Below are 26,851 nucleotides of genomic sequence, written 5' to 3'. Positions count from 1 at the left end.
AGAGCCCCCTATCTCCTTAAGCCGATGCCGCAGACATCCCCCTCCAACGGAAGCGTGTGGTGCCCACGGGTCACCGTGGCCTGTGTCGTCGCGCGCGAAGACCGCTTCCTCATCGTCGAGGAAGAAGCCCTGGGCCGGCTGGCCTACAACCAGCCCGCAGGACATCTCGACCCGGACGAGACCCTGCAGGCCGCGGCGGTACGCGAGACCCTGGAAGAAACCGGCTACCACATCGCCCTCGATGCCTTCCTCGGCGTCTGGCAGTGGACCAGTCCCGAGCATGGGGAACAGGTGCTTCGCTTCGGTTTTGCCGGACATGTGCTCTCACACGAGGCCTCGCGGCCCCTGGACGAAGGCATCCACCGGGCCCTCTGGCTGCGCCGCGATGAAATCGAGGCGCTCGCCGAGCGCCTGCGTACGCCGCTCGTCCTGGACAGCATCGACGCCTGGCTCGACGGCCGCCGCCTTCCGCTGGATACGGTCTCCAGCCTGCTTTCGGGCGCAACTCCGTGAAGGTGATCCTCGGCGTGTCCGGCGGCGTCGACTCCTCGGTCGCGGCCCTCCTGCTCCAGCAGGCCGGGCACAAGGTCGAGGGCATGTTCATGCAGAACTGGGAAGAAGACGACCGTTCCGGCCCCTGCACCACCGACGAGGACCGCAAGGACGCCGTCGCCGTGTGCGGACGCCTGGGCATTCCTTTCCATTCGCGAAATTTTGCGGGCGAGTACTGGGACGGCGTATTTGCCTATTTCCTCGCCGAGTACGCGGCAGGGCGCACGCCGAACCCTGACGTGCTCTGCAATCGCGAGATCAAGTTCAAGACCTTCCTCGAGCATGCCAGGGCTCTCGGCGCGGAAAAGATCGCGACGGGCCATTACGCCCGGGTGGACGTCCGCGACGGACGCTATCGCCTGCTTCGTGCCGTCGACGCGGCGAAGGACCAGAGCTACTTCCTCCACGCCCTGGGCCAGGAGGCACTGTCCGCCACGCTGTTCCCCGTGGGCGAGATCGAAAAGCCGCGCGTACGCGAGATGGCGCGCGAAGCCGCCCTGCCCACGCACGCGAAGAAGGACTCCACCGGCATCTGCTTCATCGGTGAACGCGATTTCCGTGCGTTCCTCGCGCAGTATCTCCCGGCGAAGCCGGGCGCAATGGTCGATCCCGACGGGCGTCATATCGGCGAACACCAGGGGGTGATGTATTACACCCTGGGCCAGCGCAACGGCCTGGGCATCGGCGGCCGCGCCGACGCACCGAACGAGCCCTGGTACGTGGTGGGCAAGGATGTCGCCCGGAACACGCTGATCGTCGCCCAGGGCGGCGAGAACCGTTGGCTGCAGTCGACCCGGCTGGAAGCCACCGATGCGACCTGGGTCGCCGGCGAGCCGCCTGCGGTCCATTTCCGCTGCACGGCCAAGACGCGCTATCGGCAGTCCGACCAGGACTGCACGGTCGAGGTTCGCGCCGATCGCCTGCACGTCGTCTTCGACGAACCGCAGCGCGCGGTCACACCTGGCCAGTCGGTGGTTCTGTACGATGGTGAGGCTTGCCTCGGCGGCGCGGTGATCGCAGCCACCGACGCGCCTTACGGCGGCCTGACATGACCTCCCGTAGGAGCGCGCCCCGCGCGCGACGGCTTTTCGCGCCAGTCTTCATCGCTTTCGCGAAAGGCTGTCGCGCGCAGGGCGCGCTCCTACGCAACGCTTATCGCCCCCTCCTCTTCCCCGAGCCCTACGAATGAACGAAGAACGCGTCCTCGCCCTGGCAGGTGTTTTCCAGGGTGCCGCCCTCGCCCAGCAACTGGCGACCGATGGCCGCTGTGACGAGGTGGCGTTCGAAACCAGCCTGGCCAGTGTGTTCCGCATCGATGCCGATTCGGTGGCGGGCGTGTATGGCGGCGTTTCCGGCGTGCGCCGCGGGCTGCGGACGCTGGTGGCGCAGTTCGAGGACGAGACACGCGACGTGGCAGTGATGCGCATGGCCGTCACCGTCCTGCGCCTGGAGCGCTCGCTGTCGCGCAACCGGGGCCTGCTCGAGCGCCTGCGCGAGGGCATCGTGTCCGCGCAGCGGCAGGTGGAGCACTTCGGGCTGGGCCATCCGAACGTCGCGGCGCGTCTGGCCGAACTGTATGCGTCCACGCTTTCCACTCTAAAGCCCCGCGTCATGGTCACCGGCACCCCGGCCTACCTGCAGCAGAAGGCCAACGTGGACAAGGTGCGCGCCGCGCTGCTGGCCTCGGTGCGTTCCGCGGTGCTGTGGCAGCAGCTCGGTGGCCGCCAGTGGCAGCTGCTGATCTACCGCAAGCAATGCGCGATGCTGGCCCGCGGCCTGCTCACCGGCTCGACCCTCGACGACGGCGGCTAAAGGCCTACCAGGCGCAGGAGCCCCACCCCCAGTAGGAGCGCGCCTTGCGCGCGACAGCCTCTCGCGAAAAGCCCCACCCTGTCGCGCTATCCCGAAGACCCACACCCAGCCGCGCTACTTCAAATAGCCGTAATCCAGTTGCGATATCGCGAAGAGCTGTCGCGCGCAGGCGCGCTCCTACGGGGGGCTCCTGCACCTGTCGTGTCGGTCAGGTACGTTCCGCTGCGTCGAGGCCCGGAATCGTCCCGGCAAGACTCCGCAATAGATCGCCGAAGCGGGCCAGGTCTTCCCCCCACGGCGTGGCGCTGCGCCAGTAAAGCGAAATGTGCCGCCCCGGCCGCGCACCTTCCACCGCGGCCAGCACGACGTTGGGAATCGAACCGAGCCGCTCGTGCGCGAGGATGGGCACCAGCGTGTAGCCGCCGCGCAGGGCCACCAGCGTGGCCAGGCTCTCGATGCTGAGGTCTTGGATCCGTTCCGGCCGCGCCGGACCCGCCATACCCAATTCCGACACGCCGCTCCCGTGGCTTTCGGCCATCAGCGTGGCCTCGGCCGCGTCCAGTTCCGCCAACGCCACGGACTTCCGCCCCGCCAGCGGATGCGCCGCATGGAGCATCAGCTCGTACGGCTCGAAAAACAGCGGAATGGCTTCCAGCCCGGCAACCGTGGCGGCAGGCGGCGCCAGCACCGCGTCCAGCTCTCCTTCGTGCAGCCGGCGCAGCAGGCCGCGCGGCTTGCCTTCGGAAATGGTCAGCCGCGCCCCGGCGAAGCGCTGCGGGAACGGCTCGATGAAGTGCGGCAGCAGGTAGGGACCAAGGGTGGACGGCACGCCCAGCCTGAGCTCGCCGCCGAAAGCGAGGTCGCCTGCCCGGGCGGCATGCTCGAGATGCTCGGCCGTGGCCAGCACTTCTTCTATATAGCCGAGCAGGCGCCGCCCGCCGGCGGTGGGAACCACCCGCCTGCCGCCCCGTTCGAACAGGGGTACGCCGAGGGCCTGTTCCACCTTCTGTACCTGGTGGGAAAGCCCGGAGGGGCTGATGTACATGGCGCGGGCGGCGCTGGTGAAGCTGCCCACACGCGCCACCGCCTGGACGAGGGCGAGGTCGCGCAGGGACACGGACGACAAGGCCATCGAAATCATCGAACGCTGCGTGCCATCAAATGCGTTTGCGCCCACGATCCGCCGCCCTCATCCTTTTCGCGCCCAGAAATTCCCATGGCGTATGCCTGGGACCGGTCATTCTAGCCACAGCCGGTCTCATGGCGGTCGCACACGAACGACAGACTGCGCGATAATCGACGCCTTTGGCGGCCCCCAGGGCCAGCCCGGCCTCCCCAGCTAAAGAACCACGCCAGGAGTACAGCATGAAAGACTCGTTCTCGGTCCGAGACAGTATCGAAGTCAACGGCAAACGCCACACCATCGCGAGCCTGGCCAAGTTCGGCGACAAGTTCGACATCAAGCGCCTGCCCTACTCGATGAAGATCCTGCTGGAGAACCTTCTCCGCCACGAGGACGGCCTGAACGTCACCTCGAAGGAAATCGAGGCCGTCGCCAAGTGGGATGCCAAGGCCGAACCGGACACTGAGATCTCCTTCATGCCGGCTCGCGTGGTCCTGCAGGACTTCACGGGCGTGCCCTGCGTGGTCGACCTGGCTGCCATGCGCGACGCCGTCGCCAAGCTCGGCGGCGACCCGGACAAGATCAATCCGCTGGCGCCGGCCGAACTGGTCATCGACCACTCGGTGCAGGTGGACGCCTTCGGTACGGAAAGCTCGCTGGAAGAGAACGTCGCCATCGAGTTCGAGCGTAACCAGGAGCGCTACTCGTTCCTGCGCTGGGGCCAGAAGGCCTTCAACAACTTCAAGGTCGTGCCGCCGCGCACGGGCATCGTGCACCAGGTGAACCTGGAGAACCTCGCCCGCGTCGTCTTCACCAATGAAGTGAATGGCGAATCCTTCGCTTATCCGGACACCGTGTTCGGCACCGACTCGCACACCACCATGATCAACGGCCTCGGCGTGCTGGGCTGGGGCGTGGGCGGCATCGAGGCCGAAGCAGCCATGCTCGGCCAGCCGTCGTCCATGCTGATCCCGCAGGTCGTGGGCTTCCGCCTCACCGGCAGGCTCTCCGAAGGCGTGACCGCGACCGACCTCGTCCTCACGGTCACCCAGATGCTGCGCAAGCTCGGCGTGGTGGGCAAGTTCGTCGAGTTCTTCGGCACGGGCCTGCAGAACCTGCCGCTGGCCGACCGCGCCACGATCGCCAACATGGCCCCGGAATACGGCGCCACCTGCGGCATCTTCCCGATCGACCAGGAAGCGCTGAACTACATGCGCCTGTCGGGCCGCGACGAGAACCTGATCGCCCTGGTGGAAACCTACGCCAAGGCCCAGGGCCTGTGGCACGACGCCAACACGCCGGAGCCGGAATTCACCACCGTGCTCGAGCTGGACCTGGCCGACGTGCGCCCCTCGCTCGCCGGTCCGAAGCGTCCCCAGGACCGCGTGCTGCTGGAAGGCGTGCAGCAGAGTTTCCACGACGCCGTGGGCCCGCTCACCGCCAGCCGCAAGCCGAAGAACGGCGACGTGTCGCGCTTCAACAACGAAGGCGGCGGCACGGCCGTCGGTAACGAAGGCAACAAGGTCGACGACGACGGCGTGCTGGTCGAGAAGGACGGCAAGTCCTTCCGCCTCAACGACGGCTCGGTGGTGATCGCCGCCATCACGTCGTGCACCAACACCTCCAATCCCGCCGTGATGCTCGCCGCCGGCCTGGTCGCGAAGAAGGCCGCGGCCCGCGGCCTCACCTCCAAGCCTTGGGTGAAGCCCTCGCTCGGCCCGGGTTCGCTGGTCGTCACCGAATACCTGAAGAAGACCGGCCTGCTCGAGGAATTGGAGAAGGTGAACTTCTACGTGGTCGGCTACGGCTGCACCACCTGCATCGGCAACTCCGGTCCGCTGCCGCCCGAGATCAGCAAGGGCATCGCCGACGGCGACCTCGCCGTGGCGTCCGTGCTCTCGGGCAACCGCAACTTCGAAGGCCGCGTGCATCCGGAAGTGAAGATGAACTACCTGGCCTCGCCGCCGCTGGTGGTCGCCTACGCGCTGGCCGGCACGTTGGACATCGACCTGACCAAGGATCCGATCGCCACGGGCAGCGACGGCAAGCCGGTGTACCTCAAGGACATCTGGCCGACCAACCAGGAAGTCTCCGACGCCATCGCCGGCGCGATCAGCCCGCAGATGTTCAAGGACAGCTACGCCGACGTCTTCAAGGGCGACAGCCGCTGGAACGCCATCGCCTCGCCGGATGGCAAGACCTACGCGTGGGACGACTCGACCTACATCAAGAACCCGCCGTACTTCGAGGGCATGACGGCCGAGGCCGGCACCATCGAAGACATCCACGGCGCGCGCGCCATGGGCATCTTCGGCGACTCGATCACCACCGACCACATCTCGCCGGCCGGTTCGATCAAGAAGGACAGCCCGGCGGGCCGCTTCCTGATCTCGAAGGGCGTGGAGCCGAAGGACTTCAACTCGTACGGTTCGCGTCGCGGCAACGACGACGTGATGGTGCGCGGCACCTTCGCCAACATCCGCATCAAGAACCTGATGCTGGACGGCGTCGAAGGCGGCTACACCAAGTACATCCCGACCGGCGAGCAGATGGCCATCTACGATGCCGCCATGAAGTACAAGGCCGACGGCACCCCGCTGGTGGTCCTGGCCGGCAAGGAATACGGCACGGGTTCGTCGCGTGACTGGGCGGCCAAGGGCACCCTGCTGCTGGGCGTGAAGGCCGTGATCGCCGAGAGCTTCGAGCGCATCCACCGCTCCAACCTGGTCGGCATGGGCGTGCTGCCCTGCCAGTTCCAGGATGGCGAGAACGCGCAGACCCTGGGCCTGAAGGGCGACGAAGTGTTCGACATCACCGGCCTCAACGGCGGCGAGTCGAAGACGGCGACGGTCAAGGCCACGCGTCCGGACGGTTCGGTCAAGTCCTTCACCGTGAAGGTGCTGCTGCTGACCCCGAAGGAGCGCGAGTTCTTCCGCCACGGCGGCATCCTGCAGTACGTGCTTCGCCAGCTGGCGAAGGCGGCCTGATAAGGCTTCGAAGAACGCCCCGGGAAACCGGGGCGTTTTTTTATGCCCTGTAGGAGCGCGCCTGCGCGCGACATCTTTTCGCGCCTGTTCCCAAGCCGACGCGCCAGCCCCAGGGCACGGCCTCAAAACATGTCGCGCGCAGGCGCGCTCCTACAACGCGCGCTTCCATGTGGCGGTGAAGCAACGCCATTCGCTGCCATCTTTCCGCCAGCCGGTCTCTACCGTATAGGCGCCCGCGTTATCGGGGAGCACGCCCGCCCCGGCCGTGAGCGTAACGGTGAAGCGCGCGACCATTCGCTCGCCACGCCGCTCGACCTCGGCCGGGCCCATCAATACGTGGACTTTCTGTCCGCGCAGCGCGTACGCCCGGACCAGGTTGGCCAGCGCCCGTCGGTCGAGCATGCCGGCGTTTCCGTCGAAGTCATCCGTCAAGGCCGCGACCGTGTCTCCGGCCTTGCCCTCTTCTGCCGCTTCCACGGTCGCCGCGATCGCCTTGCGCACCTGCATCTCGTCGGGCGCATGGCGACATGCGACGAGGCTCATCAATAGCAGACAAGACAATAGCTTTCCCACGTTGCACATTGCCGTTTCCTCATCCCCAGAGCCGCTGCGATGCGGCTTGCCGCTATACGCAAGCGTATGCTCCAATGCTTCGCGTTACTTCCAGGAGTCCGTCCGATTCATGAGCATCGAGCGCCCGTGGCTTGACCACTACCCGGCCGGCATTCCCGCCGACATCGACGTCAACGCATTCCGCTCCATCGCGGCCGTCCTCGAAGAATCCTTTCAGAAATTTCGCAACCGTCCAGCGTTCGCGAATTTCGGCAAAGTCCTCACCTATGGCGAGATCGACGAGCTTTCGCGGGCCTTCGCCGGTTACCTTTCCGGCGAACTCGGCCTGAAGAAAGGCGACCGCCTGGCGATCATGCTGCCGAACCTGCTGCAGTACCCCATCGCGCTGTTCGGTGCGCTGCGCCTCGGCCTCACCGTAGTAAACACGAATCCGCTGTACACGACGCGCGAACTCCATCACCAACTGGAAGACTCGGGCGCGCAGGCGCTGCTGGTCCTGGACAACTTCGCGGCCACTGCCGAGAAGGCGCTGGACGGCACCCAGGTGCGGCACGTCATCACCACCGCCGTCGGCGACATGGTCGGTTTCCCCAAGGGAAACATCATCAATTTCGTGGTGAAGAGCATCCGCAAGGAAGTGCCCGCGTTCAACCTGCCCAAGGCCGTGCGTTTCCGCGCCGCCATCGAGAAGGGCAAGGCGCATCCGCTTCCGGCCGTCGAGATCGACCACGAAGACATCGCCTTCCTGCAATACACGGGCGGCACCACCGGGGTGGCGAAGGGCGCCATGCTCACCCACCGCAACATGATCGCGAACATGCTGCAGACTCGTCCGTGGGTCGCGGGCCACGCCATCCTGGGCGAGGAAACGATCATCACGGCGCTGCCGCTTTATCACATCTTCTCGCTGACGGTGAACTGCCTCATCTTCGCGAGCCTGGGCGGCCAGAACCGGCTCATCACGAACCCTCGCGACATGCGCGGCTTCGTCAAGGAACTGCAGAAGACGAAGTTCACCGCGATCACCGGCGTCAACACGCTGTTCAACGGTCTGCTGAACACGCCCGGCTTCGAGCAGGTGGACTTTTCGCAGCTGAAACTGTCGATGGCGGGCGGCATGGCCGTGCAGCGCCGTGTCGCCGAGCGTTGGAAGACGGTCACCGGCCATCCGATCATCGAGGGCTACGGCCTCACCGAAACCTCGCCGGTCGCCTTCGCCAACCGGGTGGACATCACGGACTACACGGGCTCCATCGGCTACCCCATTCCGGCCACCGACGCGCAGATCCGCGACGAGGACGGCAAGGTGCTGCCCATCGGTGAAGTCGGCGAGCTCTGCATCCGCGGCCCGCAGGTGATGAAGGGCTACTGGAACCAGCCCGAAGAGACGGCGAAGGTGCTCGACGCCGATGGCTGGCTGCGCACGGGCGACATCGCCCGCATGGACGACACCGGCCAGGCCTTCATCGTCGACCGCAAGAAGGACATGATCCTGGTCTCGGGCTTCAACGTGTACCCGAACGAGATCGAAGACATCGTCATGCACCACCCCGGCGTGGCCGAGGTCGCGGCGGTGGGCGTGGACGACGAGCACTCGGGCGAGGTGGTGAAGCTGTTCGTGGTCCGCAAGGACCCGTCGCTGACGATCGAAGCGCTCAAGGAGTACTGCCGGGAAAACCTCACCGGCTACAAGCGCCCGAAGCAGATCGAATTCCGCGACGCCCTGCCGAAGACCAACGTCGGCAAGATCCTGCGCCGCGAGCTCCGCGATGAGGAGCGGAAGAAAAAACAGGCCTCCTGACGGCCGATGCGGTGAAGCGTGCTCTTGTGGGGGAACATAGGATCTCCCACAGGGACCAACCCTCGCAGGTTAATCGTCCTGCCAGGCTTCCAGCGTATCGGCGTAGCCGCCGAGCAGTTCCCACAGCGAGGCCTGCTTGTCCTCCGGGATGAGGGTGTATTCCATCCCGATCTGCCGGGCCGACACCCGCGCCACCGAGGCTTCCAGGTGGATGTGCAGGTCGTGGCCGAAGATCATGTCGAGGATCCAGGTCTGGCCGGGCTCGCCGCGCCAGCCCAGCGGACGGCGCAGGAGCGCGCCCGTCGCGGAAATGTCGACCAGGTCGGTGGGATGCGCCTCTCCGCCGCGGCTCATGAGCACCGCGGTCTGTACGCGCATCCGCGCGTGGCGATAGCGCGTGTGCGCGGCGTCCTTATCGTTCGACATCAGCTTCTCCACCCATCCCGATATCTCGTCCTTGCCTGTTGCTATCGGCATGACACACCTCGTCTGCTTACGTTCCGTGTCACAAACCGACACATTAGCGCAGCCTGGATGACGCATACATACTGCCGCGTTCACTCGTTCCCGCGCGTCTTCAGCACACCTGCCCGAACCAGGGCCCCGGCGCCGAAGCGCCCGTTGATCAGATCCTGCACGCCGTCGGATGCCTTGTCCGATACCGGCATGGCGAACAGGTCCTGCTGTTCGTCGCCGTGCCTGGCGTCGAATCCCGACAGGGTCACCCCAAGCAAGCGCAGTCTGGGCCGAGGGTGCTGGTCCCACCAGACCCGAAGCAAGCGCCGTGCCACGGCGTAGATATCCGCCGTGGCGTTGCCGGGGACGGGCAGCTGGGCCTGACGGCTGTGGGTGGTGAACGGGGGTTCGCGCAGCTTCACCGATACCGTACGGGCATTCACACCGCGTTTTCTCGCCCTGGCTCCCACTTTTTCGCATTGGCGGAGCATCCAGGCCTCGGCGATGGCCAGTTCCTCGAGGTCGTATTCGAAGGTCCACTCCGCACCGATGGACACCTCCGGTGCATCGGCGACCACCGGCCGGCGGTCCTCGCCACGGCAAAGCTCCCGCAGCTGCGCCGCGTGGCGTTCGCCCACCGCCTTGTTCAGGCGCCAGGCGTCGGCTCGGACGAGATCGCCGATGGTGCGGATGCCCACCTTGTGCAGGGCTTCCTCGGCCACCTTCCCCACCGTCCACATGCGCCCCACCGGCAAGGGGTCGAGGTAACCGCGGATCTCTTCCGGGGCAATGCGCAGGAAGCCGTCCGGCTTCGACAGCTCGCTGGCCAGCTTGGCAAGGAGCTTGTTGTGGGCCATGCCGACGGAAGCGTTGAGGCCGGTGCGGGCGCGAATCTCGTCCTTCACCCGGCGCCCGATCCCCTCGATAGATGAGAACAATCTTAGGCTGGCGGTGACGTCGAGGAAGGCTTCGTCGAGCGAAAGGCCTTCGATCAGGGGGGTGACTTCGGCGAAGACCCCGAAGACCACGTTCGAGATCTCCTGGTAACGCGAGTGTCGGGGGACGATATAGATGCCGTCCGGGCAGCGCCGGCGCGCCTCGGACGTGGCCATCGCCGAGCGGACCCCGTATTTCCGCGCCTCGTAGTTCGCCGTCGAAACCACGCCGCGCCGTCCCAGGCCGGCCACGATCACCGGCTTCCCCACCAGCGCGGGTTCGTCCAGCTCTTCCACGGAGGCATAGAACGCGTCCATGTCGACGTGGATGATGGCGCGCTGGGCAGGCTGCATGGTTCTATTGTGCCCCAAGGGCCCGGCGGCCGGCGGGCCGCCGCTGGACTTGGATGGACGCAGGCGATACTCTGTATGGCAATCGGGTGAACTTATTCGGGCGTCGCGCCCTCACCGGTCCGTTCCTGGGACCGGCCGCGGTCAGCTCCCGATGTTCCTTCACAGACGGTGACCCTCCTGGGTGTCCAGCGGCTATGCCTATCGCTCGTCGGCGACGATGCGTGGCATGCCGGGCGAGGTGGCGGTATGGCCGCCGGACGGCATCGATTGTTGCGCTACCGGTCGCTCTCGCGACCCTTCTGACGTGTGCCGATGACTAACGAGACAACCGAAGTCCAGGTGGTCGAAAAAACCCAGGATGCCTTCGCGGGCATCCCGCAGCAGCAGGAAATGCCCCTCGCGCTGGTGCGCGGGCAGCCGGTGCTGCAGATGCCGCAGGATCTGTACATTCCGCCGGACGCGCTCGAAGTCATCCTCGAATCGTTCGAAGGTCCGTTGGACCTGCTGCTTTACCTGATCCGCCGGCAGAACCTCGACATCCTCGATATCCCCGTCGCCGAAATCACCCGGCAGTACATGGACTACATCGAGATGATGCGCGACGTGATGCGCCTGGAGCTCGCGGCGGAATACCTGCTGATGGCCGCGATCCTGGCGGAGATCAAGTCCAGGCTGCTGCTGCCCCGGCCGCCGGCCGAGGAAGGCGTGGAGGAGGATCCCCGCGCCGAGCTCGTCCGCCGCCTGCAGGAGTACGAACGTTTCAAGAGGGCCGCGGCGGATATCGACGAGCTGCCGCGCCTGGAACGCGACACCACGGTGGTCCACGCCTTCATCGGCGAACACAACGTGGTACGCGTACCGCCCCCGCTGGACCTCAGGGAGCTCCTGCTCGCGCTCAAGGACGTGCTCAATCGCGCCGACCTGTTCACGCACCATGCGATCCAGCGCGAGCCGCTCAGCGTGCGCCAGCGCATGGGCGACCTGCTCGGCACGCTGAGCGAGGGCGGCGGGTTCCACCGCTTCGAGACCTTGTTCGACGTAAGCGAAGGTCGCCTGGGCGTCGTGGTCACCTTCCTGGCCATGCTCGAACTGGCCAAGGAAATGCTCATCGAAATTGTCCAGGAAGAGGCCCTCGGGCCGATCTATCTGAAGACGAAGGTACACACCGAGGCCGAGCCGGAAGAAGCGCTCGCCTGACGGCTCCCCAGGGGCCAACGAACCACCATCCAAGGGCCTATGCAACCCGAACAACTCAAACCCATCGTGGAAGCGGCGCTGCTGGCGTCGACCCAGCCGATGACCATCGCGCAGTTGAAGGCGATCTTCGGCGAGGACGAAGAGATCGGCACGGAAGAGCTCACACAGGCCCTGGCGGCACTCGGTGCCGACTGCGAGGGACGCGGCGTGGAACTGGTCGAGGTCGCCTCCGGCTGGCGCTACCAGGTCCGGCGCGAGGTGCATGGATGGGTGTCGCGGATGTGGGCGGAGAAGCCAAGCCGTTACTCGCGCGCCCTGCTCGAGACCCTGGCCCTGATCGCGTACCGCCAGCCGATCACCCGGCCGGAAATCGAACAGATCCGCGGCGTGGTGGTGTCCTCGAACATCATCAAGACGCTGGAAGAACGCGAGTGGATCCGCGTGGTGGGTCACCGCGACGTACCGGGCAAGCCGGCGCTGTTCGGCACCACCCGCGCCTTCCTCGATTACTTCAACCTCAAGTCGCTGGATGCCCTGCCCCCGCTGTCGGAAATTCGCGACCTCGAGGAACTTAACCCGCAACTGCGCCTCGAAGGCGACGCGGAACCCGCGCCGGCCCACGCCGCGATGCCGGAAAACGAACACGAAGACACTGCGGCAGACGCCGCGGACCACCTGCCAGACGGCGACGACGACGTCGCCGCGGCTTCCCCCACTGCCGACGAGGCAGAGAACCCCGTAAGCGACGCCGAAAACGGCGACGCCGAGAAAGATACCGAGGAGTCACGCGCATGAATGCGCCCCAGCGATCCCTGCTCACCCTGAAGCGCGGCGGCAACGATGCCGCCGACACCACCCAGCAACTCGAAGAGCGCCTGCACAAGGTGCTCGCCAATGCCGGACTCGGCTCGCGCCGGATGCTCGAGCAACGCATCCAGGCCGGCGAAGTCGAGGTCAACGGCACCGTCGCCACCATCGGCGCCAGCGTCCACGCCGGCGACCGGGTGGTCCTCGACGGCAAGCAGTTCGTCGTCGCCACCGACAACCGCAGCGACGCGGAAGTGCTGGTCTACCACAAGCCGGAAGGCGTGGTGACCACCCGCGAAGACACCGAAGGCCGCCCCACCGTGTTCGAACAGCTGCCGCGCCTGCGCGGCGCGCGCTGGGTCGCCGTGGGCCGCCTCGACATCAACACCACCGGCCTGCTCCTGCTCACGACCGACGGCGAACTCGCCAACGCTCTGATGCATCCGAAGAGCGGCCTGGAACGCGAATACCTCTGCCGCGTCCACGGCGAAGTGCCGGACGAGGTGCTCGAAAGGCTCAAGGCCGGCGTGGAACTGGAAGACGGTCCCGCCCGCTTCGACGAGATCGGCGTCATCAGCCGCGGCGGCAGCCATAGCTGGTTCCGCGTCACCATCCGCGAAGGCCGCAACCGCGAAGTGCGCCGCCTGTGGGATTCGCAGGGCTTCCTCGTCAGCCGCCTGAAGCGCATTCGCTACGGCTCCGTGGAACTCCCGCGTGCGCTGCGCCGCGGCGACTGCGAGTCGCTCGACGAGACCGCCATCAAGGAACTGCGCGAGCGCGCCGGCCTTGGCGCGCCGGCACCCGTGCTGACCTTGAGCGCCGTGGTGCACCAGCGCCGCGCGCCGCGGCACGTCACCGAGTACCGCCCCGATACCCGCACCACCGGGGCATGGAGCTCGGCGCGCCACGACGAGGCCCGCGAGCTCACCGCCTTCGACCGCATCCGCGACGACAACCCGCGCGGCGGGCGTGGCGGCCGCGGTGGGCGTGCCCAGGGCGGCGTCGGCGGCGCTCCGCGCCGCGAAGTGAATGGCAACGTCGCGCGTCCGGAACGGGCGGGCGGCGGCGGCCCGCAGCGCAAGTCGCGCCGCGTCGCGCCGGGCCAGGAACTGCCCTCGATCCGCACCTGGTTCGCCGGCGACAGCCGCACCGGTGGCGGCAACACGGCGGGCAACACCGCCGGCAACCGCGGCCCGCGTCCGGGCGGACGCCCCGGCAATGCGCCGGGCAACCGCGCGCCGGGCCAGGGTCCGGCACGCGCCGATGGCAACCGCACCCCGGGCAGCCGCTTCGAAGGCGGCGGCAACCGTGGCGGCCGTCCGGGTGGCGGTGGCAATCGCGCCGGCGGTCCGGCCGGTGGCGGCAACCGTCCGGGCGGTCCGCGTCCCGGCGGCAATCGTGGCGGACGCCCGGGTGGCGGCAACCGCGGCGGTGGCGGCGGTGGCAACCGCGGCGGCAACCGGTAAGCGCCATGCTCACGATCTGGCATAACCCGCGCTGCTCCAAGTCGCGGGAAACGCTGGCGCTGTTGCAGGCCCGGGGCCTCTCGCCCACGATCGTCGACTATCAGGCCACGCCGCCCTCGGCGGCGGAGATCGACCGCGTGCTGGGTCTGCTCAAACTCGAACCGCGCGCTCTGATGCGCAAGGGCGAAGAGGCCTATGCCGCGCTGCCGGAAGGCCTTACGCGGGCCCAGCTGATCCAGGCGATGGTGGAGACACCCAAGCTGATCGAACGGCCCGTGGTCATCAACGGTAACAAGGCGGCGCTAGGCCGCCCGCCCGAAGCCGTCCTCGACATTCTGTAGGAGCGGACTTGTCCGCGACAGCCTTTCGCGAACAGCAACAGGGCCTGCTGCCATATCGCGAGAAGCTGTCGCGGACAAGGTCCGCTCCTACAGTAACCGGGGGGTTGCTACTCGCGGTGCCTTGACGCCAGCTTCGCGGCGACCGCGTCGAAGCCGATGTTGCGCGCGCGCAGTGCCACCATGAGGTGAAAGACGAGGTCGGCCGCTTCGCCGACCAGCGCATCGTCGTCCTGCGCGACTACCGCCAGCGCCGTCTCGACGCCTTCTTCGCCCACCTTCTGCGCGATGCGGCGCAGGCCTTCCTCGAACAACCTCGTCGTATAGCTGCCGGGCGGACGCTCGTCGAAACGCGATGCCACCAGCGCGTCCAGCTCCGCGAGGAAAGCCAGCGATGGCGCCACGCCGTCGCCGAAGCAGCTCGACGTGCCGTTATGGCAGGTCGGGCCTGCCGGGAGCGCGCGCACGAGGATCGTGTCCGCATCGCAATCGAGCCGGGTGTCGACCACGGCCAGGGTGTTTCCGGACGTTTCGCCCTTCGTCCAGAGACGCTGCTTGCTGCGGCTGAAGAACGTGACGAAGCCGAGTTCCTGCGTAGCCTTCCACGCCGCTTCGTCCATGTAGCCCAACATCAGCACCTCGCCGGTGCGCGCGTGCTGCACGATCGCCGGCAACAGGCCGCCGCCTTTGGCGAAATTCGCGTTCATAGCCTCACCTCGATGCCGTGCGTCCGCAGTTCGCGTTTCAGCGCGGGAATGCCGATGTCGCCCGAATGGAACACGCTTGCCGCCAGTGCCGCGTCGACATCGGCCTCGCGGAATACCTCGGTGAAATGGGATGCCACGCCCGCGCCTCCCGAGGCGACGAGCGGTACGCTGCTCACGGCCCGCGCCGCCTTGAGTTGTTCGATGTCGTAACCGCGGCGAACGCCGTCGGTGCCCATGCAGTTGAGCACGATCTCTCCCGCGCCGAGCTGCTGCACATCGGTTATCCAGTCCAGCGTTCGCTTGCGCAGGGCACGGGTGCGCGAGGGATCGCCGGCGTACTGCCGGACCCGCCACTCGCCGTCTTCGTCGCGAAGGCTGTCCACGCCGACGACGACGCACTGCACGCCGAAGGCATCGGCGAGTTCGCCCACCAGGGCAGGCCGCTCGAGCGCTGGCGAATTGATCGAGATCTTGTCGGCTCCTGCATGGAGAACCTCGCGCGCGTCGTCGACGCTGCGAATGCCGCCGGCAACGCAAAAGGGAATGTCGATCTCGCGCGCCACGCGCTCCACCCAGGCACGGTCGACGCGACGTCCTTCCGGGCTGGCCGTGATGTCGTAGAACACGAGTTCGTCGGCTCCCTCGTCGCGGTAGCGCAATGCCAGCTCCACGATTTCGCCCACGACGACGTGGTCGCGGAAGCGCACTCCCTTCACTACCTGCCCGTCGCGCACGTCCAGGCAGGGCACGATGCGACGGCTCAGCATGATGCGCTCGCCCGTTCCGCCATGGCGAAGGCCGCCGCGAGGGTGAAAGCGCCTTCGAGCAGCGCCCTGCCGAGGATGACGCCTGCCGTGCCTTGCAAGGCCAGCGCGGCGACGTCGTCGAGTGAACGCACGCCACCGGAGGCCTGCACCGCCAACGCCGGGGCCAGCGCGCCGAGGTGCCGGTAGAGCGCCGTGTTGGGCCCGCTCATGGTGCCGTCGCGGTCGATGTCCGTGCACAACAGATGACGCGCACCGGCGGCCGCATACCAGGGGACCAGGTCGTCGAGCGTCCTCGCTTCGTCGGCGGTCCAGCCCGCGCTGGGCAGTTTCCATACGCCATCCCTGAATCGCGTATCCAGCGCGAGCACGATGCGGTCGGCACCGTACCGGCCGATCCACGCCGCCACAGTCTCCGGATCGCGGATGGCCACGCTGCCGACGACGACGCGATGCACGCCCGCCTCCAGCAACCGGCGCACGCCATCCTCGTCGCGAACGCCGCCACCGGCCTGGACGCGAAGACGGCCGCTCGAGGCGATCCCGGCGATGGTCGCGAGGTTCTCGAAGCGTCCCGAGCGCGCGCCATCGAGATCGACGACATGCAGCCAGTCGGCGCCTTCGTCGGCGTAGCGTGCGGCGAGCGCCTCCGGCTCGAAGGCGAAGGTGGTCTGCTGCGTGTAGTCGCCCTTGTACAGGCGGACGACCTTGCCGTCGCGCAGATCGATGGCGGGAATCGGTAGGGTCATAGGGAGAGGAAGTTTCGCAGGAGCTGCGCGCCCAGGCCCGCCGAGCGCTCGGGGTGGAACTGCATGCCCATGAAGTTGCCGGCGGCGACGACCGCCGAGAAGGCCTGGCCGTGCTCGCTCGACGCAAGCGTGTACTCGCCGGTGGGTACGGCATAGCTGTGGACGAAGTACGCCGCATCGCCCTCGCGCAGCCCGGCGACGAGCGGATGGTCGGCCGTGACATGCAGGCCGTTCCAGCCCATGTGCGGTACGCGCAGTGCCGCGCCGCCTGCGAAATGGCGCACGGTGGCCGGAACGACGCCGAGGCACTCGGTATCGCCCTCCTCCGAGCGCTCGCACAGCAGCTGCATGCCCAGGCATACGCCGAGGACCGGCTGGGTCAGGCTGCGCAGCACGTCCACGAGGCCTGATTCGCGAAGCCTCCGCATGCCCGGGCCGGCCGCACCGACACCCGGCAGGATGACGTGGCTGGCGGCGCGGATGCGCTCCGCGTCGGCGGTGAGTTCCGCGTCGGTGCCGAGGCGCTGCAGGGCGTAGCGCACGGAGCCGATGTTCGTGCCGCCGGCATCGACGAGGACCACGCGCATCACAGGCTGCCCTTCGTGCTCGGCAGGTCGGCACCCTCGCGGCGGATCGCCTGGCGCAAGGTGCGCGCGACCACCTTGAAGCAGCCCTCGACCATGTGGTGCGCGTTGTCGCCGCGCACGGTCAGGTGCAGGTTCGCACCCAGCGTCTCGCACAGCGAGCGAAAGAAGTGCGGCACGAGTTCCGTCGGCAGGTCGCCGACCCGCTCGCGCGGGAACGAGCCGTCGAACACGAAGTACGGCCGCCCCGAAAGATCGAGTTCGGCGCGCGCCGCGCTTTCGTCCATCGGCAGGGCGAAGCCGTATCGGCCGATGCCCCGCTTGTCGCCGAGCGCCTGGCGAAGCGCCTGGCCCAGGGCGAGCGCGGCGTCCTCGACGGTGTGGTGTTCGTCGATGTGGATGTCGCCGTCGCAGCGCAGGCTCAGCGCGAAGCCGCCGTGCTTGCCGATCTGTTCGAGCATGTGGTCGAAGAAGCCCAGCCCCGTGTGGACGACGGGGTCCGCGATACGGTCGAGGTCGACGGAGACGCGGATGGATGTCTCCCTGGTGGCGCGCACCACGTCGGCCGTACGCGGGGAGTCGAGCAGCGCGTGGGCAAGTTCTGCCCAGGTCATGCCACCCTTCCCCACCCGGAATCCGCGTACGCCCATGTTCGCCGCGAAAGCGAGGTCGGTCTCGCGGTCGCCTGCCATGGCCGATTGCGCACGGCTCCAGCCGTCGTCGGCAAGCCAGTGACGGGCGAGGCCGGTCGCGGGCTTGCGGGTATCTCGATTCTCTTGCGGGAAGCTGCGGTCGATCAGCTGCTCGCGGAAGACGATGCCCTGGGAGGCGAAGATGCGCAGCAGGAGTTCGTGCGGTCCGTCGAAGGCTTCCTGCGGAAACGACGGCGTGCCAAGACCGTCCTGGTTCGTCACCATCACCAGCTCATAGCCTGCCCCGACGCAACGCTGCAGCGCGGCGATGACACCGGGCATCAACGCCAGCTTCTCGTAGCTGTCGATCTGCTCGTCAGCAGGCTCCTCGATGAGGCACCCGTCGCGGTCGACGAAGAGGATCTTCCGGTTCATGCGCCAGCCCTGAGTACCGCGAGCACGCGGTCGTTCTCGTTCCCCGTGCCGACGGTGATGCGCAAGGCATCGCCGAGTCCGGGATACTTCGTGATGTCGCGCACCACGACGCCTGCCGCCAGCAGGCGACGGTACGTGCCCGCCGCGTCGTCGAAGCGCACGGCGAGAAAATTGGCGTGCGACGGCAGGACTTCCCGCACGCCCGGCAGCTTCGGCAGCTCGGCGAACATGCGCGCACGCTCGGCCAGGATCTCGTTCAGGTGATGGCGCTGCACGCGGCGGCCTTCGTACGAAAGCGCGCCGAGCGCCGCTTCGACGCACGGCGACGGCAACGGATAAGGCGGGATGATCCGGCGCAGCAGACCGATCACCTCGGGACGCGCGACCAGCGCACCGACACGGGCGCCCGCCAGGGACCAGGCCTTCGACAGCGTGCGCAATACCGCCACGTTGTCGTATGCGTCGACCAGCGAGGTGGCGCTGCGCGCGCCACTGAACTCGGCATAGGCCTCGTCCACCACCAGCAGTGCACGCCCGTCAAGCTCCTTCGCCAGGCGGTCGAGCACGCCGACGTCCACGAGGTTGCCCGTCGGGTTGTTCGGCGTGCAGACGAAGACCAGCTTCACCGCTGGGGTGATGTCGGACAGCAGCTTTTCGGGATCCAGCGCGCCGGAGGCGCCGAGCGGCGATTCGATCACGGCCGCAGCCTGGATCCGCGCGCACACGGCATACATGCCGAAGGTCGGCGGCGATACCACGACGGCATCCTGGCCCGCGCGGCAGAACGCGCGAACGAGCAGGTCGATGGCTTCGTCGCTGCCGCGCGTGACGAGCACGCGATCCATGTCGCAGCCGTAGAGTTCCGCCAGCGCGGCCACCAGCGCGAGCGGCTGCGGATCGGGATAGCGGTTGAGACCCTCGCCGCGGGGGATGTTCGGTGACCGGGAGGATTCGTTCGCGTTGAGCAGCACGGTTCCACCCTGCGCTTCCATACGCGCGCTGGAGTAAGGCGTCAGCGCGCGGATATCGGGCCGGGCCAGGTCGAGGACGCTCATGCGACCGCGTCCATGGCAGCGAGACGGAGGGTCACCGCGCGCCGGTGCGCTTCCAGCTGCTCCGCCTCCGCGAGGACCGCGGCGCAGGGACCGATGCCGCGCAGGCCTTCGGCCGTGAGCTCCTGCACCGTGACCTGTTTCTGGAAGCTTGCCACCGACACGCCGCTATAGCTGCGTGCGTAGCCGTAGGTGGGCAGGACGTGGTTGCTGCCGCTGCAATAGTCGCCCACCGATTCAGGCGTCCATTCGCCGAGGAAGACGGATCCCGCGGATTCGATGTCGTCCAGCAAAGCGCGCGGGTCGGTCGTCTGCACGATCAGATGCTCCGGTGCGTAGCGGTTGCTGACCGCCACCGCCTCGTCGAGGTCGCTCACCAGTACGAGGCGGCTCTCGCGCAGCGCGACGCTTGCGACTGCCGCCCGCGGCAGCTCGCCGCATTGGCGTTCCACTTCGGCCTCCACGCTGTCGAGCAGCTCGCTGGAAGGGCTGACCAGGAACACCTGCGAATCGGGTCCGTGCTCCGCCTGCGACAGCAGGTCGGCGGCGACGAAGCGCGGGTCGGCCGAAGCATCGGCGATGACAAGGACTTCCGACGGACCCGCGGGCATATCAATGGCGGCACCTGAGGGATCGCCGGCCACCTGCAGCTTCGCCTCGGTGACCCAGGCATTGCCGGGTCCGAAGAGCTTGTCGCAGCGGGGTACGGAGGCCGTTCCGTAAGCCATGGCCGCAATCGCCTGCGCGCCGCCCAGTTTGAACACGCGATGGACCCCGACGGCACGGGCCGCGAACAAGACGGCGTCGTCGCAGCGTCCGTTCGCCTGCACCGGCGTGCACAGGACCACGTCGCGGCAGCCCGCGATCGCTGCCGGCACGCCGAGCATGACCGCGGTGGAAGGCAGCGGTGCGCCCCCCGCGGGTACGTAAAGACCGACGCGGCGAATGGGCCGCAACACGCGTTCGACCCGCACGCCCGGTGCCGTATCGACGGCGACCGGCACGGGCGCAGCGGCTCGGTGGAAGGTCTCGATGCGGCCCGCGGCCTCGAGCACGGCCGCCTTGAGTTCCGGCGCGAGCCGCGCCTCCGCGCGATCGAACTCTTCTTCCGTGACGGCAAGCTCGTCCAGCTCGCAGCCGTCGTATCGCGCAGTCAGCTCCAACAAGGCCGCGTCACCACGCGCGCGCACCTCGGCGACGATCACTTCCACGCCCTGGCGCAGGCCGGGAGCGCGCGACTGCGCGGGCCGGGCCAGTGCGGCGTCGCGCTCCGCTTCGTCGAGCGTCTTCCAGTCGATCCGCTTCATGCCAGCATCTTCTCCACCGGGAGCACCAGCATGTCGCGGGCTCCGGCACGTTTCATGTCTTCCAGCTGGCGCCAGCTCACCGAGCCCGCGCAGAGTGCCTGCAGCACCACCTGGTCCGGTGCGCCGTCTACCGGCGTGAGGGTCGGCACCGGGGCGCCAGGAAGCAGGCGCGTGATCTCCGCCAGCGAGTGGCGCGGCGCCTGCATCAGGATCAGGCGCGAATCGCGCACCTGGATGACGCCGTCGAGCCGGCGCAGCAGGAGTTCGGCGATCTCGCCGCGCTCGTCGGCCGGCAGTTCGCGGCGCCCTGCGAGCACGGCTTCGCTCTCGGCCACCACCGCCACTTCGCGCAGCTGGTTGGCTACGAGGGTGGCACCGCTGGAAACGAGATCGCAGATGGCATCGGCCGTGCCGAGCCTGGGTGCGATTTCCACCGAGCCCGCCAGCATCACCACCTTCGCGTCCACACCGTTCGTACGCAGCCACTCACCGAGCAGCCCGGGATACGACGTGGCGATGCGCTGTCCACCAAGTTGCAGGGGACCTTCGTAAGCGTCTTCCTGGGGCATGGCGATGGACAGGCGGCAGTGGCCGAAACCAAGCGGCCGCAATTCGTCCAGCTCCGCGCCGGCGTCCAGGTTCGACTGCTGGAACTCGCGCAGCACGTTCCGCCCGACGATGCCCAGGTCGCAGACGCCTTCGGCGATGAGCCCCGGGATGTCGTCGTCGCGAACCAGGAGCAGATCGACCGGCTCGCCCTCGCCGAAGCAGAACAGCTTGTCGCGGCTTTGCCTGAACTTCAGGCCGCAGCGCGCCAGCAGTTCCTGGGCCGGCTCCGTGAGCCGGCCGGACTTCTGCATGGCGACGCGCAGGCGGTCGCGCGGCTTCACGCCGCACCTCCGGCATTGCGCCGCGCCGCGGCGGCCATGTACCCGCCGTTACCCTGGTTCAGGTAACGGGCCACCCGGCCGATCGTGGTGATGCTGACCGCCGTGCGCTCGTGGATCTCCCGGTACGACCGCCCCTCCAGGAGGTGCGGCACGACCCGCCAGCGGTCGACCATCACCTCGATCTCCGCCGGGGTGCAGAGGTCGTGCAGGAAGGCGCGCATCTCTTCCACCGTGGACAGGCCGGCAAGGGCCTCGCACAGGCTGGTTTCGGCGGAATCGGCGGGAGTTTCCGGGGCAAGCGATCGGCGCTTCATAATGTACTAACGCGTTAATACGATAACGCATCGTACCTATGCAACCGCCGCGTGGCAAGTCCCCGGCAAGGAATTGCGCTTTTCTTCCATATATTTCGGGGCAGGCGCTGGCCAACATGTCGCCATTCCATGTTGTGAGCCGTACCATGCCGAGCTCCGTGATCATCGCCGACGATCACCCGGTCGTCGTTGCGGGGGTCGAAACCATTCTCAAGGGGCATCGATACGATGTCGTCGCCCGCGCGCACGACACCGACACGCTCTTCGAGGCCCTCGCCGACCACCCCTGCGATGTCGTCGTCACCGACTATTCCATGCCCGAAGGCAGCCAGCCGGACGGCATGCCCATGATCCGCCGCATCCGGGCCACCCGGCCGGACATCGGGATCGTGGTCCTCACCATGCTTGCGAATCCCGCCATCCTGCGCAGCCTGCTGGACATGGGCGTGGCCGCCATCTTCGACAAGCGCACCAACCTGCGCGACATCCCGGTGGCCGTGCATGCCGCGGACGTGGGCCGCTCCTATCTGAGTCCAGCGATCCGCCGGCTGTTCCACGAGGCGGACTGCGCCGCCGGGCATGAGGACCTCGCCACGCGGCTGTCCCCGCGTGAAGTGGAGGTGCTGCGCGCCTATGCGGAAGGACACGGGCTATCGGAGATCGCTGCCCTCATGGGCCGCAGCTTCAAGACCATCAGCCGGCAGAAGCGCTCGGCCATGGCGAAACTGGGCCTCGTCAACGACGCCCAGCTCTACCAGTACCTCGCCGGCGTTCGTGCCGGCATGCTCGATGACTGGGTGCCTGCCGGCGAGACGGTCTAGAGGCCGGCCACCAGCCGGCCCGACGCTACCAGGTCGCACACCGCGCGCACGTCGCCGTCCATCGCGCGGTCGCGCTGCATGAAGGCCACGTGCTCGCGCAACGTGGCCAGCGCGCTACGCACCGCTTCGCCGCCATGGAAATCCTCGGCCGAGGCCAGCGCATCCATCAGGGCACGCACCTCGCTTTCGAAGCGCGCGTAATGCGGCGAATCCGTGCGCGGCGCGCCGGAGATCTTCGACGCCAGGGCCTGGAGATCGCCACGATGCGCCAGCGAGCGCGCCGCATTGAGCATGTCCTGCCGGTATTCGAGCGCCTGCGCGGCGGTATACAACTCCATCGCCAGTACATGGCCGAGGTCTTCGGTCATTTCCAGCACGTGGCGCGCTTCGTTGGCGCCCATCGAGACGTGGTCTTCGGCGTTGGCGCTGGTGGGTACGGAATAGACCGAGGCCGGATGCGCGCGCGTGGCGAGGTCGTTGACCAGGGCCGCGGCCGTGTACTGCACGATCATGAAGCCCGAGTCCGTCGCGTCCTCGTTGCCGATGAGGAACGCCGGCAGGCCATCGTTGTTCGCCGGATCGACGAGCTTCGCCGTGCGGCGCTCGGAGATCGACGCCAGCACCGGAATGGCCGCCTTCACGTAGCTCATGGCCAGCGCGAGCGGCATGCCGTGGAAGTGGCCGGCGGAAATCACCTGGTCTTCGATGACTTCCGCGTCCTTGGCGTCCGGGAACACCAGCGGATTGTCGGTGACCGCGTTGAGCTCGACATCGAACACGCGGCACGCCTGCTCCCAGGCGTCGCGCACCGCGCCGTGCACCTGCGGTGCGCAGCGCAGGCAGTAGGCATCCTGGGGCTGGTGTTTCTTGCCGCCCTTGAACGGGAGGAAGCGCGAGTAGAACGCTTCCTTGCCGTGGCGCTGGGTGACCGGCACCCAGTCCCAGCCGATATCGAAGCGGTAAGCCTGCTCCTCGGGGGTCGACCAGGAGTCGGAAAGCCAGGGGCGGAAACGCGGCACAAGGTGGTAGGGAATATCGGCGAGGGTCGATCCCGCGAGGAGGCCGCGGATGTTGCGCGCCGCCGCGACCTGGCCCGGATGCGGGCGCAGGGCGTGGACTTCCTCGGCATACGCACCGGTACGCCCGGCGAAGGCATCGAGCGTCATCGCCGCGGCGAGGTCGGCGGTGCGGATGAGCATGTCCATCGTGTCGAGCGCGAGCACGCCGGTCGCGAGCATCTGCGTCGTGCCGTTGTTCAGCGCCAGGCCTTCCTTGAAGGACAGGCGCAGCGGTTCGAGACCCGCGGCAGCCAGCGCCTTCGCACCCGGCATCCGCTCGCCCTCGTAGAACGCTTCGCCGCCACCGAGCAATACGATGGCCAGGTGGGAGAGCGGCGCCAGGTCGCCGCTGGCGCCCACGGAGCCCTTCTCCGGAATCACCGGGATCACGTTGCGGTTCAGCAGTTCGGCGAGCGCACGCAACGTTTCCACGCGAATGCCGGAATGTCCCTTCATCAACGTGTTTACGCGGATGGCCAGCATCGCGCGGACCACTTCGGCCGAGAACGGCTTACCCACGCACACGGCATGGGTAATGATCAGGTTGTGCTGCAGCTCTTCGAGCAGGCTGCCCTCGCGCGGCTCCGGATTGCCGCCCGGGAGTTCGTCGCGCACGCGATGCGCGCCAAGCAGCTTGTCGGCATTGCTGCCGAAGCCCGTAGTGACACCGTAGATCGGCTCGCCCCCGCCCACCTTCTCGGCCAGGAAATCCGCCGCCCGCTTCACCTTCAGCAGCTGCGCCTCGTCGAGGCGGATCGTAGCGCCCTGCCGGGCGATGGCGGCGACCTGCGCCCGGGTGAGGCTGCGGCCGTCGAGGAGGATGCTGCTGGTCATGGGTAGGGCCGTGGGACGTCGGTGGGAGGAGGAATCAGCAGCCGATCTCGGCCTGGGCCAGTTCGACGCGCAGTGTCTTCACCAGATCGGCGCGGGAGACTTCGAACTGGTCTTCGCGGCGCAGGTCCTTGACGGTGACGACACCCTTGGCCATCTCGTCTTCGCCGATGACCAGGACGAAACGGATACCGGCGCGATCCGCGTACTTGAACTGCTTGCCCAGCTTACCGCCTTCGAGCACCACCTCGGTGGCGATCCCGGCGTTGCGCAGCTCGCTCGCGATCGCGAGGTAGGTGGGCAACTGGGCGGCGTCCATCTGGGTCACCAGCACATCCACCGTGCTCTGCGCCGTCGACACCAGGCCGGCTTCGCGGAGCTGCCAGTAGAGGCGCGTCAGGCCGATGGAAATGCCAACGCCCGGCAGGTGCGACTTGGTGTACTGGCCCGCAAGGTTTTCATAACGGCCGCCCGAGCAGATGGAACCGATGCCCGGATGGTCGTTCAGCGTGGTCTCGTACACCGTGCCGGTGTAGTAATCGAGACCGCGGGCGATGGAAAGGTTCAACGCGAAGTGCGTCTCCGGCACACCGAAGTCGCGGATCAGACCGAGGACTTCCTTCAGTTCGGCCCGGCCCTGCTCGAAGGTTTCCGAGCCGCTGCCGAGCGCATCGAGCCTGGCGAACGCATCCGCCACCGAGGCCGAGCGAACCTGGACGAAGTCGAGGATCTTGCCTGCGACGTCGTTGGAGAGGCCGAAAGCGTCGCCGGTGAGCGTTTCGCGCACGTAATCCGCACCGCGCTTGTCGAGCTTGTCCACCTCGCGCAGCACCAGCGTCTGCTGTTCCGCACCGGTAATGCCGAGATTCTCGAAATAACCGCGCATCAACTTCCGGTTGTTCAACTGGATGGTGAAGGGGCCGATGTCGAGGTCGCGGAAGACGCTGTAGATGACGGCCGGGATCTCGGCGTCATAGCGCACCGACAAGGAGTCCTTGCCGATGACGTCGATGTCGCACTGGTAGAACTCGCGGAAACGGCCGCGCTGCGCGCGCTCGCCGCGATACACGCGCTGCATCTGGTAACGGCGGAACGGGAAGCTGAGGTCGTGCTCGTGCTCGGCCACGTATCGGGCGAGCGGCACGGTAAGGTCGAAGCGAAGCGCCAGTTCCGGCACCCCGCCCTTTTCCGCCGCCGCACCGAGGGCGCCGGTCGACTGGACGAAATACACCTGGCGCTCGGTTTCGCCGCCCGTCTTCGTCAGCAGCACGTCGCTATGCTCGATCACGGGCGTTTCGATCGGCAGGAAGCCGAACCGTTCGTAATTGCGGCGGATCGTGTCCAGCATGCGCTGGAAAGCGATCTGGTCGAGCGGAAGGAGCTCGAGGACACCGGGCATGGTGCGAGCCGGGGTGAGTGCCATGCAATTCCTCTTCGGACAGGCTTTACGGAGGCCGCCATGCGGCAGCCGCATAGATTAGCAGCATGTAAAAAAAGTGCGACGACCTGTTGCCAATGAATCGCCCCATGGCTAATATACGCGGCTCCCGTCGGGGTGTAGCTCAGCCTGGTAGAGCGCTACGTTCGGGACGTAGAAGTCGCAGGTTCGAATCCTGTCTCCCCGACCAATAATCAAGTAGTTACGTCGCTTGACGATGAAAGGCCCGCTCGTGAAAGCGGGCCTTTTTCGTTTCAGGTGGCCTGGAATGGTCCGAAATGCGCGGTTATATCTGCGGCGAGGGCGAAAGCCGCCGTACAGCTCCCGCGCCGCCTTGTTTGCCAATATCCCGCTGAGGCGTATCTAACCTGGTCAGTCGATGGGCGTCAGCCCGGCGTTGATGGCACCCGCATAACCCGCGGACAAGGTTCCGCCGTTATAGGTCTTGCCCGCGATGTCGTCATACAGCCACAGGAACGCGCCGCTGATGCCGCACTGGCTTTCCCAGCTGGCGACGGTGCTCTCTGCCCCGGTGACTGAAACACCGCCCGCGACGCTGGTATCCGCCAGGCCGGGGTAGACGGGGATGCCGCCGAAATCCCAGCCTGAACATGGGTTGTTGCCGGATCCGCCTGCGTACGCCTGCAGATGGACGCCATCGATCGTGCCGGGGCGTTGTTGGTTCACCTGGGAGACGACGGTCATCCAATACGACGCGTTGGTATAGGGGTCGGGCATGACGTGGTACCCGAGCTTGCCGAGCATCACCGAGAAACTTACCGTGGATGCCACGTCATAACTGTTCTCGTCATCCAGGTCGATGGCGTCGATGGATGGGATGGCGGCTTTCAGCGCCTGGAAGTTCTTG

At 67.2% G+C, this 26,851-nt stretch carries 26 protein-coding genes and 1 tRNA gene; 11 read left to right on the top strand and 16 right to left on the bottom strand.

Features of this window, described 5'->3' with window-relative positions:
- The first annotated feature begins 24 nt into the window (after positions 1-24).
- The 3 genes from ACR9ZH_RS07000 (at position 25) to hflD (ending at position 2,364) form a co-directional block, all read left to right on the top strand.
- Positions 25-513, top strand: a complete 489-nt coding sequence (locus tag ACR9ZH_RS07000) for an NUDIX hydrolase (protein ID WP_481290042.1) — start codon at positions 25-27, stop codon at positions 511-513.
- A complete protein-coding gene (mnmA, locus tag ACR9ZH_RS06995; RefSeq protein ID WP_481290041.1) occupies positions 510-1,604 on the top strand; it encodes a tRNA 2-thiouridine(34) synthase MnmA in 1,095 nt (364 codons plus the stop codon). The genes ACR9ZH_RS07000 and mnmA overlap by 4 nt, the downstream gene beginning before the upstream one ends.
- Positions 1,605-1,737: 133 nt before the next feature.
- A complete protein-coding gene (gene hflD / locus ACR9ZH_RS06990) occupies positions 1,738-2,364 on the top strand; it encodes a high frequency lysogenization protein HflD (RefSeq protein ID WP_481290040.1) in 627 nt (208 codons plus the stop codon).
- 208 nt (positions 2,365-2,572) lie between these two features.
- Here hflD and ACR9ZH_RS06985 read toward each other — a convergent pair whose 3' ends face one another.
- Positions 2,573-3,505: a LysR family transcriptional regulator gene (locus tag ACR9ZH_RS06985; RefSeq protein ID WP_481290039.1), complete on the bottom strand. Its 933-nt coding sequence runs from the start codon at positions 3,503-3,505 to the stop codon at positions 2,573-2,575.
- A gap of 224 nt (positions 3,506-3,729) precedes the next feature.
- Here ACR9ZH_RS06985 and acnA point away from each other — a divergent pair, with 224 nt between their 5' ends.
- On the top strand, positions 3,730-6,474 hold the full coding sequence (gene acnA, locus ACR9ZH_RS06980) for an aconitate hydratase AcnA (protein WP_481290038.1): 2,745 nt from the start codon (positions 3,730-3,732) through the stop codon (positions 6,472-6,474).
- A 150-nt stretch (positions 6,475-6,624) separates the two neighbouring features.
- Here acnA and ACR9ZH_RS06975 read toward each other — a convergent pair whose 3' ends face one another.
- Positions 6,625-7,056, bottom strand: coding sequence for a hypothetical protein (locus tag ACR9ZH_RS06975; protein WP_481290037.1), 432 nt, complete (start codon positions 7,054-7,056; stop codon positions 6,625-6,627).
- Between the two features lie 100 nt (positions 7,057-7,156).
- Between ACR9ZH_RS06975 and ACR9ZH_RS06970 the strand changes: the two genes are divergently transcribed.
- Positions 7,157-8,848: an AMP-binding protein gene (locus ACR9ZH_RS06970; protein ID WP_481290036.1), complete on the top strand. Its 1,692-nt coding sequence runs from the start codon at positions 7,157-7,159 to the stop codon at positions 8,846-8,848.
- Between the two features lie 69 nt (positions 8,849-8,917).
- On the opposite strand, the gene ACR9ZH_RS06965 is transcribed toward ACR9ZH_RS06970, so the two are convergent.
- Both ACR9ZH_RS06965 and dinB read right to left on the bottom strand, forming a co-directional pair.
- Positions 8,918-9,274 carry a PilZ domain-containing protein gene (locus ACR9ZH_RS06965; protein ID WP_481290095.1) on the bottom strand — a complete coding sequence of 119 codons (357 nt, stop codon included), beginning with the start codon at positions 9,272-9,274 and terminating at the stop codon, positions 8,918-8,920.
- Between the two features lie 131 nt (positions 9,275-9,405).
- Entirely contained in the window at positions 9,406-10,593 is a 1,188-nt protein-coding gene (dinB, locus tag ACR9ZH_RS06960) for a DNA polymerase IV (RefSeq protein ID WP_481290035.1), read from the bottom strand.
- Between the two features lie 390 nt (positions 10,594-10,983).
- Here dinB and ACR9ZH_RS06955 point away from each other — a divergent pair, with 390 nt between their 5' ends.
- Genes ACR9ZH_RS06955 through arsC form a run of 4 tightly spaced genes read left to right on the top strand, consistent with a single transcriptional unit; the run spans position 10,984 to position 14,404 of the window.
- On the top strand, positions 10,984-11,790 hold the full coding sequence (locus tag ACR9ZH_RS06955; protein ID WP_481290094.1) for a segregation and condensation protein A: 807 nt from the start codon (positions 10,984-10,986) through the stop codon (positions 11,788-11,790).
- A 39-nt stretch (positions 11,791-11,829) separates the two neighbouring features.
- Positions 11,830-12,585 (top strand): SMC-Scp complex subunit ScpB, encoded by a 756-nt coding sequence (gene scpB, locus ACR9ZH_RS06950; RefSeq protein WP_481290034.1) that lies wholly within the window; start codon positions 11,830-11,832, stop codon positions 12,583-12,585.
- The gene (locus ACR9ZH_RS06945; protein WP_481290033.1) at positions 12,582-14,063 is read left to right on the top strand and encodes a pseudouridine synthase; all 1,482 of its coding nucleotides are present in this window, start codon (positions 12,582-12,584) and stop codon (positions 14,061-14,063) included. The genes scpB and ACR9ZH_RS06945 overlap by 4 nt, the downstream gene beginning before the upstream one ends.
- A 5-nt stretch (positions 14,064-14,068) precedes the next feature.
- Positions 14,069-14,404 (top strand): arsenate reductase (glutaredoxin), encoded by a 336-nt coding sequence (arsC, locus tag ACR9ZH_RS06940; protein WP_481290032.1) that lies wholly within the window; start codon positions 14,069-14,071, stop codon positions 14,402-14,404.
- Between the two features lie 107 nt (positions 14,405-14,511).
- Here the strand turns inward: arsC and hisIE are convergent, their stop codons facing one another.
- Genes hisIE through ACR9ZH_RS06895 form a run of 9 tightly spaced genes read right to left on the bottom strand, consistent with a single transcriptional unit; the run spans position 14,512 to position 21,835 of the window.
- Entirely contained in the window at positions 14,512-15,108 is a 597-nt protein-coding gene (gene hisIE / locus ACR9ZH_RS06935; RefSeq protein ID WP_481290031.1) for a bifunctional phosphoribosyl-AMP cyclohydrolase/phosphoribosyl-ATP diphosphatase HisIE, read from the bottom strand.
- A complete protein-coding gene (gene hisF, locus ACR9ZH_RS06930) occupies positions 15,105-15,875 on the bottom strand; it encodes an imidazole glycerol phosphate synthase subunit HisF (RefSeq protein WP_481290030.1) in 771 nt (256 codons plus the stop codon). Before hisF ends, hisIE begins: the two co-directional genes overlap by 4 nt.
- Positions 15,869-16,621, bottom strand: a complete 753-nt coding sequence (gene hisA / locus ACR9ZH_RS06925) for a 1-(5-phosphoribosyl)-5-[(5-phosphoribosylamino)methylideneamino]imidazole-4-carboxamide isomerase (RefSeq protein WP_481290029.1) — start codon at positions 16,619-16,621, stop codon at positions 15,869-15,871. Before hisA ends, hisF begins: the two co-directional genes overlap by 7 nt.
- On the bottom strand, positions 16,618-17,208 hold the full coding sequence (hisH, locus tag ACR9ZH_RS06920; RefSeq protein ID WP_481290028.1) for an imidazole glycerol phosphate synthase subunit HisH: 591 nt from the start codon (positions 17,206-17,208) through the stop codon (positions 16,618-16,620). Before hisH ends, hisA begins: the two co-directional genes overlap by 4 nt.
- Positions 17,208-18,272, bottom strand: a complete 1,065-nt coding sequence (hisB, locus tag ACR9ZH_RS06915) for a bifunctional histidinol-phosphatase/imidazoleglycerol-phosphate dehydratase HisB (protein WP_481290027.1) — start codon at positions 18,270-18,272, stop codon at positions 17,208-17,210. Before hisB ends, hisH begins: the two co-directional genes overlap by 1 nt.
- Positions 18,269-19,327 carry a histidinol-phosphate transaminase gene (hisC, locus tag ACR9ZH_RS06910; RefSeq protein WP_481290026.1) on the bottom strand — a complete coding sequence of 353 codons (1,059 nt, stop codon included), beginning with the start codon at positions 19,325-19,327 and terminating at the stop codon, positions 18,269-18,271. Before hisC ends, hisB begins: the two co-directional genes overlap by 4 nt.
- Entirely contained in the window at positions 19,324-20,631 is a 1,308-nt protein-coding gene (hisD, locus tag ACR9ZH_RS06905) for a histidinol dehydrogenase (protein WP_481290025.1), read from the bottom strand. Before hisD ends, hisC begins: the two co-directional genes overlap by 4 nt.
- Positions 20,628-21,491: an ATP phosphoribosyltransferase gene (hisG, locus tag ACR9ZH_RS06900; RefSeq protein WP_481290093.1), complete on the bottom strand. Its 864-nt coding sequence runs from the start codon at positions 21,489-21,491 to the stop codon at positions 20,628-20,630. The genes hisD and hisG overlap by 4 nt, the downstream gene beginning before the upstream one ends.
- A gap of 26 nt (positions 21,492-21,517) precedes the next feature.
- Positions 21,518-21,835, bottom strand: a complete 318-nt coding sequence (locus ACR9ZH_RS06895; RefSeq protein ID WP_481290024.1) for a YerC/YecD family TrpR-related protein — start codon at positions 21,833-21,835, stop codon at positions 21,518-21,520.
- A 146-nt stretch (positions 21,836-21,981) separates the two neighbouring features.
- On the opposite strand from ACR9ZH_RS06895, the gene ACR9ZH_RS06890 reads away from it, so the two are divergent.
- Positions 21,982-22,656, top strand: coding sequence for a response regulator (locus ACR9ZH_RS06890; RefSeq protein ID WP_481290023.1), 675 nt, complete (start codon positions 21,982-21,984; stop codon positions 22,654-22,656).
- On the opposite strand, the gene ACR9ZH_RS06885 is transcribed toward ACR9ZH_RS06890, so the two are convergent.
- Together ACR9ZH_RS06885 and hisS are read right to left on the bottom strand one after the other, a co-directional pair.
- Complete coding sequence (locus tag ACR9ZH_RS06885; protein ID WP_481290022.1) at positions 22,653-24,548, bottom strand: HAL/PAL/TAL family ammonia-lyase; 1,896 nt, start codon at positions 24,546-24,548, stop codon at positions 22,653-22,655. The genes ACR9ZH_RS06890 and ACR9ZH_RS06885 overlap by 4 nt on opposite strands.
- A 34-nt stretch (positions 24,549-24,582) precedes the next feature.
- Positions 24,583-25,968 (bottom strand): histidine--tRNA ligase, encoded by a 1,386-nt coding sequence (gene hisS / locus ACR9ZH_RS06880; RefSeq protein ID WP_481290021.1) that lies wholly within the window; start codon positions 25,966-25,968, stop codon positions 24,583-24,585.
- A gap of 128 nt (positions 25,969-26,096) precedes the next feature.
- On the opposite strand from hisS, the gene ACR9ZH_RS06875 reads away from it, so the two are divergent.
- A tRNA-Pro gene (locus tag ACR9ZH_RS06875) sits at positions 26,097-26,173 on the top strand.
- A gap of 182 nt (positions 26,174-26,355) precedes the next feature.
- On the opposite strand, the gene ACR9ZH_RS06870 is transcribed toward ACR9ZH_RS06875, so the two are convergent.
- A partial coding sequence (locus ACR9ZH_RS06870; protein WP_481290020.1) for a hypothetical protein occupies positions 26,356-26,851 on the bottom strand: 496 nt, incomplete at its 5' end.

The organism is Luteibacter sp. SVR4-7G, from assembly GCF_056755555.1.
This window is presented reverse-complemented; position numbering and strand designations above follow the sequence as displayed.

What these genes read in the sequence shown, in the direction of transcription:
- hflD (WP_481290040.1), top strand. Translation starts at nt 1,738, where the DNA reads ATGAACGAAGAACGCGTCCTCGCCCTGGCAGGTGTTTTCCAGGGTGCC.
- acnA (WP_481290038.1), top strand. Translation starts at nt 3,730, where the DNA reads ATGAAAGACTCGTTCTCGGTCCGAGACAGTATCGAAGTCAACGGCAAA.
- ACR9ZH_RS06895 (WP_481290024.1), bottom strand. Translation starts at nt 21,835, where the DNA reads ATGAAGCGCCGATCGCTTGCCCCGGAAACTCCCGCCGATTCCGCCGAA.
- scpB (WP_481290034.1), top strand. Translation starts at nt 11,830, where the DNA reads ATGCAACCCGAACAACTCAAACCCATCGTGGAAGCGGCGCTGCTGGCG.
- ACR9ZH_RS06955 (WP_481290094.1), top strand. Translation starts at nt 10,984, where the DNA reads ATGCCCCTCGCGCTGGTGCGCGGGCAGCCGGTGCTGCAGATGCCGCAG.
- hisF (WP_481290030.1), bottom strand. Translation starts at nt 15,875, where the DNA reads ATGCTGAGCCGTCGCATCGTGCCCTGCCTGGACGTGCGCGACGGGCAG.
- ACR9ZH_RS06945 (WP_481290033.1), top strand. Translation starts at nt 12,582, where the DNA reads ATGAATGCGCCCCAGCGATCCCTGCTCACCCTGAAGCGCGGCGGCAAC.
- hisG (WP_481290093.1), bottom strand. Translation starts at nt 21,491, where the DNA reads ATGCAGAAGTCCGGCCGGCTCACGGAGCCGGCCCAGGAACTGCTGGCG.
- hisS (WP_481290021.1), bottom strand. Translation starts at nt 25,968, where the DNA reads ATGGCACTCACCCCGGCTCGCACCATGCCCGGTGTCCTCGAGCTCCTT.
- dinB (WP_481290035.1), bottom strand. Translation starts at nt 10,593, where the DNA reads ATGCAGCCTGCCCAGCGCGCCATCATCCACGTCGACATGGACGCGTTC.
- ACR9ZH_RS06975 (WP_481290037.1), bottom strand. Translation starts at nt 7,056, where the DNA reads ATGTGCAACGTGGGAAAGCTATTGTCTTGTCTGCTATTGATGAGCCTC.
- hisC (WP_481290026.1), bottom strand. Translation starts at nt 19,327, where the DNA reads ATGAGCGTCCTCGACCTGGCCCGGCCCGATATCCGCGCGCTGACGCCT.
- ACR9ZH_RS06885 (WP_481290022.1), bottom strand. Translation starts at nt 24,548, where the DNA reads ATGACCAGCAGCATCCTCCTCGACGGCCGCAGCCTCACCCGGGCGCAG.
- arsC (WP_481290032.1), top strand. Translation starts at nt 14,069, where the DNA reads ATGCTCACGATCTGGCATAACCCGCGCTGCTCCAAGTCGCGGGAAACG.
- hisH (WP_481290028.1), bottom strand. Translation starts at nt 17,208, where the DNA reads ATGCGCGTGGTCCTCGTCGATGCCGGCGGCACGAACATCGGCTCCGTG.
- hisD (WP_481290025.1), bottom strand. Translation starts at nt 20,631, where the DNA reads ATGAAGCGGATCGACTGGAAGACGCTCGACGAAGCGGAGCGCGACGCC.
- hisIE (WP_481290031.1), bottom strand. Translation starts at nt 15,108, where the DNA reads ATGAACGCGAATTTCGCCAAAGGCGGCGGCCTGTTGCCGGCGATCGTG.
- ACR9ZH_RS06970 (WP_481290036.1), top strand. Translation starts at nt 7,157, where the DNA reads ATGAGCATCGAGCGCCCGTGGCTTGACCACTACCCGGCCGGCATTCCC.
- ACR9ZH_RS06985 (WP_481290039.1), bottom strand. Translation starts at nt 3,505, where the DNA reads ATGATTTCGATGGCCTTGTCGTCCGTGTCCCTGCGCGACCTCGCCCTC.
- ACR9ZH_RS07000 (WP_481290042.1), top strand. Translation starts at nt 25, where the DNA reads ATGCCGCAGACATCCCCCTCCAACGGAAGCGTGTGGTGCCCACGGGTC.
- hisA (WP_481290029.1), bottom strand. Translation starts at nt 16,621, where the DNA reads ATGACCCTACCGATTCCCGCCATCGATCTGCGCGACGGCAAGGTCGTC.
- hisB (WP_481290027.1), bottom strand. Translation starts at nt 18,272, where the DNA reads ATGAACCGGAAGATCCTCTTCGTCGACCGCGACGGGTGCCTCATCGAG.
- ACR9ZH_RS06890 (WP_481290023.1), top strand. Translation starts at nt 21,982, where the DNA reads ATGCCGAGCTCCGTGATCATCGCCGACGATCACCCGGTCGTCGTTGCG.
- ACR9ZH_RS06965 (WP_481290095.1), bottom strand. Translation starts at nt 9,274, where the DNA reads ATGTCGAACGATAAGGACGCCGCGCACACGCGCTATCGCCACGCGCGG.